12 protein-coding genes and 1 tRNA gene are annotated in these 14,223 nt (G+C 65.5%); 11 read left to right on the forward strand and 2 right to left on the reverse strand.

Going from position 1 to position 14,223, the window contains the following annotated elements:
* Positions 1-69 precede the first annotated feature (69 nt).
* From HWX22_RS11070 to folE2, 4 genes are all read left to right on the forward strand, one after another.
* Positions 70-363 carry an exodeoxyribonuclease VII small subunit gene (locus tag HWX22_RS11070; RefSeq protein ID WP_006479428.1) on the forward strand — a complete coding sequence of 98 codons (294 nt, stop codon included), beginning with the start codon at positions 70-72 and terminating at the stop codon, positions 361-363.
* Positions 360-1,244: a polyprenyl synthetase family protein gene (locus tag HWX22_RS11075; protein WP_059678806.1), complete on the forward strand. Its 885-nt coding sequence runs from the start codon at positions 360-362 to the stop codon at positions 1,242-1,244. Before HWX22_RS11070 ends, HWX22_RS11075 begins: the two co-directional genes overlap by 4 nt.
* Positions 1,245-1,324: 80 nt before the next feature.
* Positions 1,325-3,229, forward strand: coding sequence for a 1-deoxy-D-xylulose-5-phosphate synthase (gene dxs, locus HWX22_RS11080; protein WP_059531480.1), 1,905 nt, complete (start codon positions 1,325-1,327; stop codon positions 3,227-3,229).
* A gap of 154 nt (positions 3,230-3,383) precedes the next feature.
* The gene (gene folE2 / locus HWX22_RS11085) at positions 3,384-4,193 is read left to right on the forward strand and encodes a GTP cyclohydrolase FolE2 (RefSeq protein WP_059819618.1); all 810 of its coding nucleotides are present in this window, start codon (positions 3,384-3,386) and stop codon (positions 4,191-4,193) included.
* A gap of 108 nt (positions 4,194-4,301) precedes the next feature.
* Here folE2 and tsaD read toward each other — a convergent pair whose 3' ends face one another.
* The gene (gene tsaD, locus HWX22_RS11090) at positions 4,302-5,342 is read right to left on the reverse strand and encodes a tRNA (adenosine(37)-N6)-threonylcarbamoyltransferase complex transferase subunit TsaD (RefSeq protein WP_175915628.1); all 1,041 of its coding nucleotides are present in this window, start codon (positions 5,340-5,342) and stop codon (positions 4,302-4,304) included.
* A gap of 121 nt (positions 5,343-5,463) precedes the next feature.
* Here tsaD and HWX22_RS11095 point away from each other — a divergent pair, with 121 nt between their 5' ends.
* The 6 genes from HWX22_RS11095 (at position 5,464) to HWX22_RS11120 (ending at position 12,317) form a co-directional block, all read left to right on the forward strand.
* On the forward strand, positions 5,464-6,693 hold the full coding sequence (locus HWX22_RS11095; RefSeq protein WP_279610433.1) for an NAD(P)/FAD-dependent oxidoreductase: 1,230 nt from the start codon (positions 5,464-5,466) through the stop codon (positions 6,691-6,693).
* Positions 6,694-6,799: 106 nt separating this feature from the next.
* On the forward strand, positions 6,800-7,012 hold the full coding sequence (gene rpsU / locus HWX22_RS11100; RefSeq protein WP_006479415.1) for a 30S ribosomal protein S21: 213 nt from the start codon (positions 6,800-6,802) through the stop codon (positions 7,010-7,012).
* Between the two features lie 185 nt (positions 7,013-7,197).
* Positions 7,198-7,644 (forward strand): GatB/YqeY domain-containing protein, encoded by a 447-nt coding sequence (locus HWX22_RS11105; RefSeq protein WP_059524656.1) that lies wholly within the window; start codon positions 7,198-7,200, stop codon positions 7,642-7,644.
* 72 nt (positions 7,645-7,716) lie between these two features.
* On the forward strand, positions 7,717-9,594 hold the full coding sequence (gene dnaG / locus HWX22_RS11110) for a DNA primase (RefSeq protein WP_175915630.1): 1,878 nt from the start codon (positions 7,717-7,719) through the stop codon (positions 9,592-9,594).
* 88 nt (positions 9,595-9,682) lie between these two features.
* Positions 9,683-12,100 carry an RNA polymerase sigma factor RpoD gene (gene rpoD / locus HWX22_RS11115; RefSeq protein ID WP_082721897.1) on the forward strand — a complete coding sequence of 806 codons (2,418 nt, stop codon included), beginning with the start codon at positions 9,683-9,685 and terminating at the stop codon, positions 12,098-12,100.
* A 138-nt stretch (positions 12,101-12,238) separates the two neighbouring features.
* A tRNA-Ile gene (locus tag HWX22_RS11120) sits at positions 12,239-12,317 on the forward strand.
* Positions 12,318-12,491: 174 nt separating this feature from the next.
* Here the strand turns inward: HWX22_RS11120 and HWX22_RS11125 are convergent.
* Positions 12,492-12,638 (reverse strand): hypothetical protein, encoded by a 147-nt coding sequence (locus HWX22_RS11125; RefSeq protein WP_175915631.1) that lies wholly within the window; start codon positions 12,636-12,638, stop codon positions 12,492-12,494.
* Between HWX22_RS11125 and HWX22_RS11130 the strand changes: the two genes are divergently transcribed.
* Positions 12,631-14,181 (forward strand): phospholipase D family protein, encoded by a 1,551-nt coding sequence (locus HWX22_RS11130; RefSeq protein WP_175915632.1) that lies wholly within the window; start codon positions 12,631-12,633, stop codon positions 14,179-14,181. The two genes, HWX22_RS11125 and HWX22_RS11130, sit on opposite strands and share 8 nt — an antisense overlap.
* Positions 14,182-14,223 lie beyond the last annotated feature (42 nt).

The following is a 14,223-nucleotide window of genomic DNA, read 5'->3' on the forward strand; positions in this document are numbered from 1 at the left end:
TCGGCAGATCGGAGAATTCTCTTTTGCCGTAGAATGTCCGACTTGTTTTGAAATTTGACACCCTCGTCCATGGCGAAAACCGCATCCCCAGGCGCCACGCCGCCCGGCAATGGCACCGAACCGTTGCCGGACAATTATGAGATGGCGCTCGCGGAACTCGAGACGCTGGTTGCCCGGATGGAAGGCGGCGCGTTGAGCCTCGAGGATTCACTGGCGGCGTATCGCCGCGGTGCGACCCTCGTTGCGTTTTGCCAACAGCAGCTCGAGAAAGTGGAGCAGCAGGTTCGCGTGCTCGACGGCGCGACGCTGAAGCCGCTTTCGTCCGGAACGGCCGCCACGGACGGCGAAGACGACGATCTATGACATTCGAACAATGGATGCGGTCCGTGCTCGACCGTGTCGAGGACGCACTCGGCCACTATTTGCCGGCTGATAATGTGGTGCCCACGCAACTTCACGAGGCGATGCGCTACGCGGTCCTTGGCGGCGGCAAACGCGTTCGCCCGCTGCTGTGCCATGCAGCAGGCGAACTGACCGGCGCGACCGAAGCGGCGCGCAACGCAGCGGCGGCGGCGCTGGAGATGATCCACGTTTACTCGCTCGTGCACGACGACATGCCGTGCATGGACGACGACGCGCTGCGACGCGGCAAGCCGACCGTGCACGTGCAGTATGACGAGCCGACGGCGCTGCTGGTCGGCGATGCGCTGCAGTCGCAGGCATTCGTCGCGCTGACCGACGCCGCGGCACTGACTCCGGTGCAGCAGGCTGCGCTCGTGCGCGAGCTGGCGCTGGCGAGCGGCTCGATCGGCATGGCCGGCGGGCAAGCGATCGACCTGGCGAGCGTCGGCCTCAAGCTGACGCGCGAACAGCTCGAGACGATGCACCGGATGAAGACGGGCGCGCTGCTGCGTGCCGCCGTGCGGATGGGCGCGCTGGCAGGCGACACGCCGTCGGCGGAAGCGATGGCCGCGCTCGACGTTTACGCGGGTGCCGTGGGTCTGGCCTTCCAGGTCGTCGACGACATTCTCGACGTCACGACCGATTCGGCGACGCTCGGCAAGACGGCCGGCAAGGATGCGGCGAACGACAAGCCGACGTACGTATCGATCCTCGGCCTCGACGCATCGCGTGAGCTCGCGGCCCAGCTGCGCGCCGAAGCGCACGATGCGCTGAAACCGTTCGGCGCACGCGCACAGCGTCTCGCCGAACTTGCCGACCTGGTGGTGAACCGGGTCAGCTGACGCGAAGCCCGCCGCTGCGCACACGCTACGGTGCGTGCAATAGAATGCGGGCGCGTTTGATTTCCTACAATGGAACGACGATGTACGACTTGCTGAAAACCATCGACGACCCGGCGGATCTGCGCCGCCTCGATCGTCGCCAACTCCAACCGCTCGCGGATGAACTGCGCGCGTTCGTGCTCGACAGCGTGTCGAAGACGGGCGGCCATCTGTCGTCCAACCTCGGGACGGTCGAGCTGACGATCGCGTTGCACTACGTGTTCAACACGCCGAACGACCGGATCGTCTGGGACGTGGGTCATCAGACCTACCCGCACAAGATCCTGACGGGCCGCCGCGACCAGATGCATTCGCTGCGCCAGTACGACGGCATCTCGGGTTTCCCGCGCCGCAGCGAGTCCGAATACGACACGTTCGGCACCGCGCACTCGAGCACGTCGATCTCGGCGGCGCTCGGGATGGCGATCGGCAGCCAGCTGAACGGCGACGACCGCTTCTCGATCGCGGTGATCGGCGACGGCGCGATGACGGCCGGCATGGCGTTCGAGGCGATGAACAACGCGGGCGTGTCGGAGGATGCGAAGCTGCTCGTGATCCTCAACGACAACGACATGTCGATTTCGCCGCCGGTCGGCGCGCTGAACCGCCATCTCGCCCGCCTGATGTCGGGCCGCTTTTACGCGGCCGCGCGCGCGGGCGTCGAGCGCGTGCTGAGCGTCGCGCCGCCGGTGCTCGAACTCGCGCGCAAGCTCGAGGAGCACGCGAAGGGCATGGTCGTGCCGGCCACGCTGTTCGAAGAGTTCGGCTTCAACTACATCGGCCCGATCGATGGTCACGATCTCGATTCGCTGATCCCGACGCTGCAGAACATCCGCGAACTGCGCGGCCCGCAATTCCTGCACGTGGTGACGAAGAAAGGCCAGGGCTACAAGCTCGCCGAAGCCGATCCCGTGCTCTACCACGGCCCCGGCAAGTTCAACCCGGCAGAAGGCATCAAGCCGTCGACCACGCCCGCGAAGAAGACGTACACGCAGGTGTTCGGCGAATGGCTGTGCGATGAAGCCGAGCGCGATTCGCGCGTCGTCGGCATCACGCCCGCGATGCGCGAAGGCTCGGGCATGGTCGAGTTCGAGAAGCGTTTCAAGGATCGCTATTACGACGTCGGCATCGCCGAGCAGCACGCGGTGACGTTCGCGGGCGGCCTCGCGACCGAAGGGCTGAAGCCCGTCGTCGCGATCTACTCGACGTTCCTGCAGCGTGCGTACGACCAGCTGATCCACGACGTCGCGCTGCAGAACCTGCCGGTCGTATTCGCGATCGACCGCGCGGGCCTCGTCGGCGCGGACGGTGCGACGCACGCGGGCGCGTACGATCTCGCGTTCATGCGCTGCATTCCGAACATGACGATCATGGCAGCGTCCGACGAGAACGAATGCCGCCAGATGCTGCACACGGCGCTGCAGCAGCCGAACCCGACCGCGGTGCGCTATCCGCGCGGCGCGGGCACGGGCGTGGCGACGGTGAAGGAATTCACCGAAATCCCGCTCGGCAAGGGTGAAGTGCGTCGCCGCACGTCGCAGCCGGAAGGCAAGCGCGTCGCGATTCTCGCGTTCGGCACGATGGTCGCGCCGTCGCTCGTGGCGGGCGAAGAGCTCGATGCAACGGTCGCGAACATGCGCTTCGTGAAGCCGGTCGACGCGGCGCTTGTGCGTGAACTCGCCGAGACGCACGACTACCTCGTCACGGTCGAGGAAGGCTGCGTGATGGGCGGTGCGGGCTCGGCCTGCGTCGAAGCCCTGATGGACAGTGGGGTTATCCGACCCGTAATACAATTGGGCCTCCCTGACCAGTTCATCGATCACGGCGATCCGGCGAAGCTGCTGTCGCAATGCGGCCTCGACGGCGCGGGCATCGCGAAGTCGATTCGCGAACGCTTCCTGAGCCCGGCGGCCGATGTCGCCGGTCAGGCGAAGCGCGTCGCATAAGCTGGCGCCGCCTGCGGGCGGCGTCGGTGCGACTGGCGCAACCGGTCTACATTGATGCGGAAAACATGGGCCTGCGGGCCCATGTTGCTTTTCCGGCTGCCGCATGACGCGGCGTGCGCGTCGTCGGACGCGCGGCTTACAAGGATTGAACAAGATGAACCAGATGAATCCCGCCTTCGTGATGCCCGACGTGCAGAGCACGGTGGATACCCGCCAGATTCCGATTCAGCGCGTGGGCGTGAAGGCGGTCCGGCATCCGTTGACGGTGTGCACCGAGAGCGGCGACGTGCAGCCGACCGTCGGCGTCTGGAATCTCGACGTGCGCCTGCCTGCCGATCAGAAGGGCACGCACATGTCGCGCTTCGTCGCGCTGCTCGAGGAGAATCGTGCGCCGCTGACGGTCGAGCGCTTCCGTGCGATGCTCGCGTCGATGCTCGAGAAGCTGGAAGCTGAGGCCGGCCGCATCGAGGTCACGTTCCCGTACTTCGTGAACAAGACGGCGCCGGTGTCGGGCGTGCAGAGCCTGCTCGACTATGAAGTGACGCTCGCGGGCGAGAGCCGCAACGGCGAAGCGCGCCTGTTCCTGAAGGTGCTCGTGCCGGTGACGAGCCTGTGCCCGTGCTCGAAGAAAATTTCGCAGTACGGTGCGCACAACCAGCGCTCGCACGTGACGATCGACGCCGAGCTCGCGGCCGACCTGCCGGTCGAGGCGCTGATCCGCATCGCGGAAGAAGAGGCGTCGTGCGAACTGTGGGGCTTGCTGAAGCGTCCGGACGAGAAGTTCGTCACGGAGCGTGCGTACGAAAACCCGAAGTTCGTCGAGGATCTGGTGCGCGACGTCGCGCAGCGTCTCGATGCGGACGAGCGCGTGGTCGCCTACGTGCTCGAAGCCGAGAACTTCGAGTCGATCCACAATCACAGCGCGTATGCGCTGATCGAGCGCGACAAGCGGCACGCCGCGTAACGTTGCGCTGCTGCGGCGTTTTGCCGCTGCAACGGAAAAGGCCGCTCGATCGAGCGGCCTTTGTGTTTTGGCTGGCGTATTCCGAAACGTGCCGGTGCGTCGTGCGAATCAGCGTGCGAGCGACGCGAGATCCCAGCGCGGTTTCACCGTGAACGCGTAGTCGGCGTTCGCCTGCTCGGGCCAGCGGCCGAGCCGCAACGCGCCGGCGAGCGCGATCATCGCGCCGTTGTCGGTGCAGAGCGCGAGATCCGGATAGTGCACGTCGAAGCCGCGCTTGGCCGTGGCGGCCGACAGCGCCGCGCGCAACTGGCGGTTCGCGCCGACGCCGCCCGCGACGACGAGGCGCTTGAGCTTCGTCTTCTTGAGTGCGGCGAGCGACTTCGCGACGAGCACGTCGACGGCCGCGTCGACGAAGCCGCGCGCGAGATCGGCCTTCGCGCGTTCGAGCGCTTCGCCTTCGAGTTTTGCCGCCTCGAACTTCTTCATCTGCGTGAGCACGGCCGTCTTCAGGCCGCTGAAGCTGAAGTCGAGGTCGCCCGAATGGAGCATCGGACGCGGCAGCACGACGGCGCCCGGCGTGCCCGTTTCCGCGAGCTTCGACACTTCCGGGCCGCCCGGGTAGCCGAGGCCGATCAGCTTCGCCGTTTTGTCGAAGGCTTCGCCGGCCGCGTCGTCGAGCGTCTCGCCGAGCGTCTCGTACACGCCGACATCGGTCACGCGCATCAGCTGCGTGTGGCCGCCCGACACCAGCAGCGCGATGAATGGGAACGGCGGCGGCTCGTCGACGAGCAATGGGGACAGCAGATGGCCTTCGAGGTGATGGATGCCGACGGTCGGCTTGTTCCATGCCAGCGCGAGCGCGTTCGCGATGCTCGCGCCGACCAGCAGCGCGCCGGCGAGGCCGGGGCCTTGCGTGAATGCGATCGCGTCGATGTCCTCGCGGCGCGTGCCGCTTTGTGCCATGACTTCCTCCAGCAGCGGCAGCGCGCGGCGGATGTGGTCGCGCGATGCGAGCTCGGGCACGACGCCGCCGTATTCGCGGTGCATCGCGATCTGCGAATGAAGCGCGTGCGCGAGCAGGCCGCGCTGCGTGTCGTAGAGCGCGAGGCCGGTTTCGTCGCAGGAGCTTTCGATGCCGAGAACGAGCATGGTAGAGGCGGGGCGAGCTGCGTCGAGCGCGCCGCAGGAAGGTAAACGTAACCGCAAATTATAGCAGGCGAGGGCCTGCCGCCGCCGGGGCGCGGCCCGGGTGCGCGGCCGGGCAGGTACAATCCGCGCCATGGAAACATATGACATCGCCGTGATCGGCGCGGGCGCCGCCGGGATGATGAGCGCCGCGGTCGCCGGGCAACTCGGCCGCCGCGTGGTGCTGATCGACCACGCGCCGCGGCTTGCCGAGAAAATCCGCATCTCGGGCGGCGGCCGCTGCAACTTCACGAATCTCTACGCGGGCCCCGACAACTACCTGTCGTCGAATCCGCATTTCGCGCGCTCGGCGCTTGCGCGCTACACGCCGCGCGACTTCCTCGGGCTGCTCAAGCGCCATCACGTCACCTGGCACGAAAAGCACAAGGGGCAGCTCTTTTGCGATCACGGCAGCGACGCGGTCATCGACATGCTGAAGCACGAATGCGACGCGGGCGGCATTGCCTGGCGCCGGCCGGTGGTTGTCGACGCGGTGCGCCACGCGTCGGCCGACGGCTTCACGCTCGACACGCAGCAGGCGGGGTCGATCCGCGCACGCGCGCTGATCGTTGCCACCGGCGGCCTGTCGATCCCGAAGATCGGTGCGACCGACTTTGGCTACCGGCTCGCGAAGCAGTTCGGCCACAAGCTCGTCGATACGCGGCCCGCGCTCGTGCCGCTCACCTTCGCGCAGCAGGACTGGGAACCGTTTGCGGCGCTGTCCGGCGTGTCGCTCGAAGTGCGCGTGTCGACCGGCGACAAGAAGCGCGGCGGCGAATTCGTCGAGGACCTGCTGCTGACCCATCGGGGCCTGTCGGGCCCCGGCATCCTGCAGATTTCCAGCTACTGGCAGTCCGGCGATCCAATCCGCATCGACCTGCTGCCGCAGCGCGACGCGGTAGCCGACCTGCTCGACGCGAAACGCACGTCGAAGCGCCAGATCGGCTCGCTGCTCGCGGACTGGGTGCCGTCGCGCCTCGCTCACGTCTGGCTCGACACGCACCGTGTCGCGGCCGATGCGCGGCTCGCGGACCTGCCCGACAAGACGCTGCGACAGATCGGCGACGCGCTGTCCGGCTGGACGCTGACGCCGAACGGCACCGAGGGCTACAAGAAGGCCGAAGTGACGAAGGGTGGCGTCGATACGCGCGAACTGTCGTCGGCGACGATGATGAGCGCGCGGGTGCCGGGGCTGTTCTTTGTCGGCGAGGCGGTGGACGTGACGGGCTGGCTCGGCGGCTACAACTTCCAGTGGGCGTGGGCATCCGGCACGGCGGCCGGGCAGGCGGCGGCGGAGTTTGCGCGGGGCGCCTGACACGGCTGCGCGGGCCCGCCATTGACGGGACCCGGCCCTTATGTCTTTGCCTGGCGCTCTGCTATACTCATAAATCTTCCCTGCAAACCTTTATTCGTGTCGGATCATGACGATCATTCGCGTTAAAGAAAACGAGCCGTTCGAAGTCGCCATGCGCCGCTTCAAGCGCACGATCGAGAAGAACGGTCTGCTGACCGAGCTTCGTGCGCGGGAGTTCTACGAGAAGCCGACCGCCGAGCGCAAGCGCAAGAAGGCTGCCGCGGTGAAGCGTCATTACAAGCGGATCCGCAGCCAGACGCTGCCGAAGAAGCTGTACTGAACGATTGAGCGCCGCACGATTCACTGAGCGGCGCACCGGCGACCTCCGCGCGATCGGCCTCGATCCGGGGCCGCGAGTCGCCGATGCCGGATTCGAGCAACCCGCTTGAGACTTAGTCCCAAGCGGGTTTTTGTGTTGACGCCCGTTCGCGGGCGTCGAAGTCACGTTTCCATCCCGGGTGCAAGATGAGTTTGAAAGAGCAGATCAGCGAAGACATGAAGGCCGCGATGCGCGCGAAGGAAAGCGAGCGTCTGGCGACGATTCGCCTGCTGATGGCCGCGATCAAGCAGCGCGAGGTCGACGATCGGGTCACCCTCGACGACGCGGGCATCACCGCGGTGATCGACAAGATGATCAAGCAGCGCAAGGACTCGATCAGCCAGTTCGAAGCCGCCGGCCGCGACGATCTCGTCGCGAAGGAACAGGCCGAACTGACCGTGCTCGGCGCATACATGCCCGCGCAGCTGTCGGACGCCGAAGTGGCTGCCGAAGTCCAGGCCGCGGTCGCGGCAACGGGCGCGGCTGGCCCGCAGGACATGGGCAAGGTGATGGGCGTGCTGAAGGGCAAGCTCGCCGGCCGCGCCGACATGACGGCCGTTTCCGCGCAGGTCAAGGCCGCGCTGTCGAAGTAAAACCCGCTTCCCGGCGCGCCGCGTTCGCGTGCACCGGGGCGTCGTATTGTCTTTTTTTCGCTCGATCCCACGGTGATTCCGCATTCGTTCCTGCAGGATTTGCTGAACCGCGTCGATATCGTCGACGTGGTGGGCCGGTACGTGCAGCTCAAGAAGGGCGGCGCCAACTTCATGGGGTTGTGCCCGTTCCACAACGAGAAGAGCCCGTCGTTTACCGTCAGCCCGACCAAGCAGTTCTATCATTGCTTCGGCTGCGGCGCGCACGGCACGGCGATCGGCTTCCTGATGGAACACGCGGGGCTCACGTTCCCGGAAGCCGTGCAGGAGCTCGCGCAATCGGTCGGGCTGACCGTGCCGCACGAACCGTCGATGCGCGGGGGTGGCGGGGGCGGTGCGGGTGGCGGCGACTATCCGGCGCCCGTGTCGAAATCGGTCGCGACCGCGCTGTCCGACGTGATGTCCGCCGCGTGCGACTACTACCGCAAGCAGTTGCGCGGCGCGACGGTCGCGATCCAGTATCTGAAGAACCGGGGCCTGACCGGCGAGATCGCCGCGCGCTTCGGGCTCGGTTATGCGCCGGACGGCTGGCAAAACCTCGAAACAGCGTTCCCGGACTACCGCGACGACTCGCTCGTCGAATCGGGCCTCGTGATCGTCAGCGAGAAAACCGATGCACAGGGCGTCGCGCGCCGCTACGACCGGTTCCGCGAGCGAATCATGTTCCCGATCCGCAACGTGAAGGGGCAGGTGATCGGGTTCGGCGGCCGCGTGCTCGGCAGCGGCGAGCCGAAGTATCTGAATTCGCCCGAAACGCCGCTGTTCAACAAGGGCAGTGAGCTGTACGGGCTGTTCGAGGCGCGTCTCGCGATCCGCGAGCGCAAGTACGTGCTGGTTGTCGAAGGCTACATGGACGTCGTCGCGCTCGCGCAGCTCGGCTTTCCGAACGCGGTCGCGACGCTCGGCACGGCATGCACGCCGATTCACGTGCAGAAGTTGCTGCGTCAGACCGACACGGTCATTTTCAGCTTCGACGGTGACTCGGCCGGCCGGCGTGCGGCGCGCCGCGCGCTCGAGGCGTGCCTGCCGCATGCGGCGGACAACCGGACGATCCGATTCCTTTTCCTGCCGTCCGAGCACGATCCGGACAGCTACGTACGCGAATTCGGCGCGGAAGCGTTTTCCGAGCAGGTCGAGCGCGCAATGCCGCTGTCACAATTTCTGTTGAACGAAGCAATTGCCGGCAAGGCGCTCGACCAGCCGGAAGGTCGCGCGAAGGCGCTGTTCGACGCGAAGCCGCTGCTGCAGGCGCTGCCGGCGAACGCGTTGCGTGCGCAGATCATGCACATGTTCGCCGACCGGCTCGATATCCCGTTCGAGGAAGTCGCGGGGCTGTCGGACGTCGATGCGCGCATCGCGACGCCGGCGCGCCAGGCGCCCCCGCGCAGCGAACGGCGGCGTGTGACCGACAGTGAAAAGCGCGCGTTGCGTACGCTCGTGATGCATCCGCGGATCGCGACGCAGCTCGACGACGAACAGCTTGCGACCCTGCGCGCGCTGCCGCGGATCGGCGAGCTGTTCGCCGAAGTCGTCGAGCATGCGCGTGCGCTGGGCGACGGCGCGGAGTTCCGGCTGCTGTCGGATGTCCTGCGGACGTCCTCGAATGGCGCGACTTACGAGGAAATCTTCCGCGAAATTCTGGACTATGATGAAAACGTCCGCGATTTGCTGTTACAGAATCCGGAAGACGAGACGGTGCCCGAGCGGCAGCGTGAACAGGAACGGATCGCGGGGGAGGAACTGCAGGCCGCGGTGCTCAAGATGCGCTATGACGCCTGCTGCGACCGGCTCGACCGGCTTGCGCGGCAGTCCACCTTCACACCCGAGGAACTGGCGGAATTGACGGAATTGAACCAGCAGCGAACCGACATGAAGCGTCGGCTCGGGCTGTAGGCGGCCGGGGCGCCAAGAGAGGGCGCCCCAGCGTGCTATAATATAAGGTTTCCAGCGGTTTGTTTTCCAAGCAGAGGCGAGAATCGCGATGGCAAAGACGACAGGCGGAAAGAAAGCAACAGGCAAGGGCTCGACGGAGCCGACCACGAAGGTCACAGCGGCCAAGTCTGCTTCTTCCACCAGGACAACGTCTTCAGCCACGTCAGCCCCTGCAGGAAAGAAAACCGCGGCCGGCACTGCTCAGGCTGCGCCGGCGCCGGCAGCCAGAACACGGGCTGCCGCCAGACCCGACTCCGGGCCGGCCAAGCCGGCGGCGAAGCGGGCAAGTGCGAAAAGCGCAAGGGACACGACTGCCGCCGCGGACGAAACGGCAGTACGTACTACTCATGCACCCACGGTTCAACCGGCTGTCGTCCAGCAGCCGCGAGTCGATATAGCCGGTACGGCGAACTCCATGACCAAAAAGCTGAACGAAGTATCCGTCGATGACGACGCAAATCAGAGCGACGAGCAGCCCGCAGCCGCGGCTGCCCCGGGCAAATCCAAGGTGCGCGATCGTCGCGCCAAGGAAAAGGCGCTGCTGAAGGAAGCGTTCGCGACGAGCACGCCCGGCACGGCCGAGGAGCTCGAAGAGCGCCGCGTGAAGCTGCGCGCGCTGATCAAGCTCGGCAAGGAGCGCGGCTTCCTCACGTATGCCGAAATCAACGACCACCTGCCGGACAACTTCACCGAAACTGAAGCCCTCGAAGGCATCATCGGCACGTTCAACGACATGGGCGTGGCGGTTTACGAGCAGGCTCCGGACGCGGAAACGCTGCTCCTGAACGACAACGCGCCGGCCGCATCGTCGGACGACGAAGTCGAGGAAGAAGCGGAAGTCGCGCTGTCGACCGTCGATTCGGAATTCGGTCGCACGACCGATCCGGTCCGGATGTACATGCGCGAGATGGGCACGGTCGAGCTGCTCACGCGCGAAGGCGAAATCGAGATCGCGAAGCGGATCGAGGACGGCCTGCGCCACATGGTGATGGCGATTTCCGCGTGCCCGACGACGATCGCCGACATCCTCGCGATGGCCGAGCGCGTCGCGAACGAAGAGATCCGCGTCGACGAACTCGTCGACGGCCTGCTCGATCCGAATGCTTCGGACTCCGCCGATACGGACGGTTTCTCCGCGAAGGAAGCCGAAGCCATCGAGAACGAGGACGAGGAAGCCGAAGAGGAAGAGGAAGAAGAGGAAGAGGAGGAGGATGACGGTGCCGCTCAGGCGTCGGCCAACGCCGCTCAACTCGAAGCCCTCAAGCGTGCATCGCTCGACAAGTTCTCGCAGATCAGCGAGTGGTTCGACAAGATGCGCCGCGCGTTCGAGAAGGAAGGCTACAAGTCGAAGTCCTACCTGAAGGCGCAGGAAACGATCCAGACCGAGCTGATGACGATCCGCTTCACCGCGCGTACCGTCGAGCGTCTGTGCGACACGCTGCGTGCGCAAGTGGACGAAGTGCGTCAGGTCGAGCGTCAGATCCTGCACATCGTCGTCGACAAGTGCGGCATGCCGCGTTCGGAATTCATCGCGCGCTTCCCGGGCAGCGAGACGGATCTCGACTGGGCCGAGAAGATCACGGCCGAAGGCCATCCGTACAGCGCGGTCCTGTCGCGTAACGTTCCGGCGATCCGCGAACAGCAGCAGCGTCTGATCGACCTGCAGGCGCGCGTCGTGCTGCCGCTGAAGGACCTGAAGGAAACCAACCGCCAGATGGCGGCCGGCGAACTGAAGGCGCGTCAGGCGAAGCGTGAAATGACCGAGGCGAACCTGCGTCTCGTGATCTCGATCGCGAAGAAGTACACGAACCGCGGCCTGCAGTTCCTCGACCTGATCCAGGAAGGCAACATCGGCCTGATGAAGGCGGTGGACAAGTTCGAATACCGTCGCGGCTACAAGTTCTCGACCTACGCGACGTGGTGGATCCGCCAGGCCATCACGCGTTCGATCGCGGACCAGGCGCGCACGATCCGTATTCCGGTTCACATGATCGAAACGATCAACAAGATGAACCGCATCTCGCGGCAGATCCTGCAGGAAACCGGTCTCGAGCCGGATCCGGCAACGCTCGCCGAGAAGATGGAGATGCCGGAAGACAAGATCCGCAAGATCATGAAGATCGCGAAGGAGCCGATCTCGATGGAAACGCCGATCGGCGACGACGACGATTCCCATCTCGGCGACTTCATCGAGGACAACAACACGGTCGCGCCGGCGGATGCCGCGCTGCATGCAAGCATGCGCGACGTCGTGAAGGACGTGCTCGATTCGCTGACGCCGCGCGAGGCGAAGGTGCTGCGGATGCGTTTCGGTATCGAGATGAGCACCGATCACACGCTCGAGGAAGTCGGCAAGCAGTTCGACGTTACCCGCGAGCGGATCCGTCAGATCGAGGCGAAGGCGCTGCGCAAGCTGCGTCACCCGAGCCGTTCCGACAAGCTGAAGTCGTTCCTCGAAGGGAACTGATTTCCAGCGTCTTACTTGCGAACGCCGCCGGCATCCGCGTGATGCCGGTGGCGTTTGTCCTCTTTGGTGTCTTTGTTGTTACAATGCCGGCCCGGCTTCGTTGCCGGCGTGGCGTGTAGCACACGTTGCTTCTCGTCTGGGCCCCTAGCTCATGCTTGGTTAGAGCAGCGAACTCATAATTCGTTGGTGCCGGGTTCGACTCCCGGGGGGCCCACCAGATTCGCTTCCTAGGTTATCCGGGGAAGTCTCGAAACCCGCGACGCCGCAAGGCCTCGCGGGTTTTTCTTTTGCGCGCTGCCTGAATGTGTCGAGCGTGTTGGATACGTTCACGCCGGCGTCGCGTGTCGCATCGCCGCCACCGGGGAAACGCGCGGAGCGTGCCGTCCCGATATCAATCGAAGTATGCTGTAGCGCGGTCGGCGCGCACGATCGAGAATCGCCGCGCGCGCGAACCGCAGGCCAGCGCCGCGTTCCGCCCGGCGGTCAGAACAAACACAAACAGACTTCGCCCGACAGTGGGGGCGGCCATCATGATCATGTTGCGTTCGTGGAGTGCGATTCTGTCGTTGCTGATGCTTGCCGCGTGCGCCAGCCTGCCGCCGCAGGCCGGTCGCGCGCCAACGCACGCATTCACCGATACCGAAACCACGCGCCTCGGCATCGCGTTCCGCCAGCAGGCCGCCACCCATCCGGGGCAGGACGCGTTTCACCTGCTGCGCGATCCCGTCGATGCACTCGATGCGCGCGTGCTGCTCGCCGATCGCGCGGACCGCTCGCTGGACCTTCAGTACTACATCTGGCACGACGACCTGACCGGACACGAACTCGCGGACGCGATCATCCGTGCGGCCGATCGCGGGGTTCGCGTGCGTGCGCTGCTCGACGATCTCGGGACGAACGCGGACGATCGCAAGCTGCTCGAGATCAGTTCGCATCCGAACATCGAGATCCGGCTCTTCAACCCGGTCGCCACGCGCCACTTCAAGAAGATCGGCACGGTGCTCGAGTTCTCGCGCGTCAACCGGCGCATGCACAACAAGGCGATGATCGCGGACAACCAGGCGGCGATCGTCGGCGGCCGCAACATCGGCGACGAGTATTTCGGCGCGTCGTCGATGCTGGAGTTCGGCGATCTCGATGTGGTCGTGCACGGCCCCGTCGTGAACGACATCTCGACCGAATTCGATACGTTCTGGAATTCGCCGTATGCGTATCCGATCGATGCGCTGGTCGGGCACGATGCAGCGCCGGGCGGTCTCGACCGGGAGCGCGAACGATTGCGCGATTACTTGCGCGCGATGGAGGACAATCCGTACGTGCTCGAGGCGCGACACAGGCTCGACCAGATCGTGCACGGGCAGGGTACCGAGTTGTCCTGGGGGCAGGCGACGGTCCTGTACGACGATCCGGCGAAGATTTCACGCTCGCCGAAGGACAGCGACGGCCACCTGATGCCGCAACTGCGCGCACTTGCGTTGCGGCCGGAGCAGGAACTGCTGATCGTGTCGCCGTACTTCGTGCCGGGCAAGGACATGGTCGAACGGCTGCACGCGCTCACGGCACGCGGCGTGCGCGTGACGATCCTGACCAACTCGCTCGCATCGACCGACGTCGCGGCCGTGCATGCCGGCTACCGGCGCTATCGGAGTGCGCTGCTGGAAGCCGGCGTGCGGCTTTACGAACGGCGACCGTCCGGTGACAAGAGCATCGCGAAGCAGGTCATCATCGGCTCGTCGCGTGCTTCGCTGCATGCGAAGACTTATGTGTTCGATCGCAAGAGTATCTTCATCGGTTCGATGAATCTCGATCCGCGCTCGCTGAACCTCAATACCGAGATCGGCGTTTACTGCGAGAGCCCGGCAATTGCGTCGGAGGTTGCGACGGACCTGGAGCCGCGGCTCGATCGAATCGCGTGGCGAGTCGAATCGCGGACCGATCCGGCCGGGAAGGGGCGGCTCAAGTGGATTCAGACCGATGCGGACGGGACGGTGACCGAGCTCGATCACGAACCGGAAGTGTCGGCGGCGCGGCGCATGGAAGTGTGGTTTCTCGGCTTGTTTCCGATCGAATCGCAGCTGTGATTTCGCTGGCCCGCGACGACCGCGGGCGGTGTGTGCCGATGC

Origin of the sequence: Burkholderia sp. BCC1638 (assembly GCF_902833195.1) — a bacterium.
Taxonomy (GTDB): domain Bacteria; phylum Pseudomonadota; class Gammaproteobacteria; order Burkholderiales; family Burkholderiaceae; genus Burkholderia; species Burkholderia diffusa.

Coding starts and splice junctions, on each gene's coding strand:
- HWX22_RS11070 (WP_006479428.1), top strand. CDS start 70: ATGGCGAAAACCGCATCCCCAGGCGCCACGCCGCCCGGCAATGGCACC.
- HWX22_RS11075 (WP_059678806.1), top strand. CDS start 360: ATGACATTCGAACAATGGATGCGGTCCGTGCTCGACCGTGTCGAGGAC.
- dxs (WP_059531480.1), top strand. CDS start 1,325: ATGTACGACTTGCTGAAAACCATCGACGACCCGGCGGATCTGCGCCGC.
- folE2 (WP_059819618.1), top strand. CDS start 3,384: ATGAACCAGATGAATCCCGCCTTCGTGATGCCCGACGTGCAGAGCACG.
- tsaD (WP_175915628.1), bottom strand. CDS start 5,342: ATGCTCGTTCTCGGCATCGAAAGCTCCTGCGACGAAACCGGCCTCGCG.
- rpsU (WP_006479415.1), top strand. CDS start 6,800: ATGACGATCATTCGCGTTAAAGAAAACGAGCCGTTCGAAGTCGCCATG.
- HWX22_RS11105 (WP_059524656.1), top strand. CDS start 7,198: ATGAGTTTGAAAGAGCAGATCAGCGAAGACATGAAGGCCGCGATGCGC.
- rpoD (WP_082721897.1), top strand. CDS start 9,683: ATGGCAAAGACGACAGGCGGAAAGAAAGCAACAGGCAAGGGCTCGACG.
- HWX22_RS11130 (WP_175915632.1), top strand. CDS start 12,631: ATGATCATGTTGCGTTCGTGGAGTGCGATTCTGTCGTTGCTGATGCTT.
- HWX22_RS11125 (WP_175915631.1), bottom strand. CDS start 12,638: ATGATCATGATGGCCGCCCCCACTGTCGGGCGAAGTCTGTTTGTGTTT.